This window comes from Lentzea indica (assembly GCF_012184385.1).
Taxonomy (GTDB): Bacteria; Actinomycetota; Actinomycetes; order Mycobacteriales; family Pseudonocardiaceae; genus Lentzea; species Lentzea indica.
This window is the reverse complement of the sequence record NZ_VSRL01000558.1, coordinates 1-1,171: the sequence shown is the minus strand read 5'-3', so window position 1 is coordinate 1,171 and position 1,171 is coordinate 1. Positions and strand designations below refer to the sequence as shown.

The following is a 1,171-nucleotide window of genomic DNA, read 5'->3' as shown; positions in this document are numbered from 1 at the left end:
GCTGCTTAGCTGTGGTGCTTCTGACTGGGATGCTGTTGTCCGGCAGGCTCTTTCCCCTGCCGGACAAGGACTGTTGTCATGGCCTCGCAGTTGAAGCGGCCGGTCGCGTTGTCGGCGCGGGATCGCGAGGAGTTGATCCGGCTGACGACCACGGGTGTGCATCCGGCGTTGGCGATCAGGCGGGCGCGGGTGTTGCTCGCGCTGGACACCTCGGCAGGCGAGCCCGATCCGAAAGAGGTGATCGCGGCCCGGCTCGGGGTCTCGGGCGAGATGCTGCGGCTGGTCGCCAGGCGGTTCGCCGAGACCGGTGGCGATGTGCTGGCCACGATCGGACGCAAGAAGCGTGACCTTCCGCCGGTGCCGTCCCCGGTGACCGGGGAGGTCGAGGCCCGGCTGATCGCGCTGGCGTGCTCGCAGCCGCCGGCGGGGCATGCCCGGTGGTCGTTGCGGCTGCTGGAAAAGCACGTCGAGCTCACCGAGGACATCCCGAACCTGGACCACTCCACCATCGGCCGGGTTTTGAAAAAACGGAACTGCGTCCTCATCTGAGGAAGTGCTGGAACATCCCGCCACGGGCGAACGCGGAGTTCGCCGCCCGCATGGAGGACGTCCTATCCGTCTACGCCCGCCCGCACGACCCCGCCCGCCCGGTCGTGTGCATGGACGAGAAACCCTTCCAGCTCCTCGGCCACGTCCGCGACCCACTCCCCGCCCGGCCAGGCCGGGATGCCTGTGAGGACAGCGAGTACGTCCGATACGGAACCTGCTCGATCTTCGTCTGGGCCGAGCCCCTGCGCGGGTGGCGCCGCGTGCACGCCCTGGCCCAGCGCACCAAGATCGACTGGGCCGGGCAGGTCAGACAACTCTTGACCGTGGACTACCCCGACGCCGAGACCGTGGTGCTGGTCATGGACAACCTCAACACCCACGGCATCGCCTCGCTCTACGACGCCTTCACCCCCGCCGAGGCCTTCGCCCTGGCCCAGCGCCTGGAGATCCACCACACCCCCAAACACGGGTCCTGGCTCAACATCGCCGAGATCGAACTCTCCGCACTGTCCCGCCAATGCCTCGACCGCCGCATCAGCGACCTCGACACCCTCAACACCGAACTCACCGCCTGGCAACACACCACCAACGCCAACCAGCGCGGAGTCGACTGGCAGTTCAC

The 1,171-nt window shown here is 67.8% G+C and carries 2 protein-coding genes; both read left to right on the top strand.

The window, feature by feature from the left end; all coding sequences use genetic code 11:
* Positions 1 to 78 precede the first annotated feature (78 nt).
* The gene (locus FXN61_RS51300; protein WP_246293343.1) at positions 79 to 549 is read left to right on the top strand and encodes a helix-turn-helix domain-containing protein; all 471 of its coding nucleotides are present in this window, start codon (positions 79 to 81) and stop codon (positions 547 to 549) included.
* Positions 438 to 1,171 (top strand): IS630 family transposase (locus FXN61_RS49565; RefSeq protein WP_223165927.1); only part of this gene is annotated, 734 nt, incomplete at its 3' end. The genes FXN61_RS51300 and FXN61_RS49565, both read left to right, overlap by 112 nt.

What these genes read in the sequence shown, in the direction of transcription:
- FXN61_RS51300 (WP_246293343.1), top strand. Translation starts at nt 79, where the DNA reads ATGGCCTCGCAGTTGAAGCGGCCGGTCGCGTTGTCGGCGCGGGATCGC.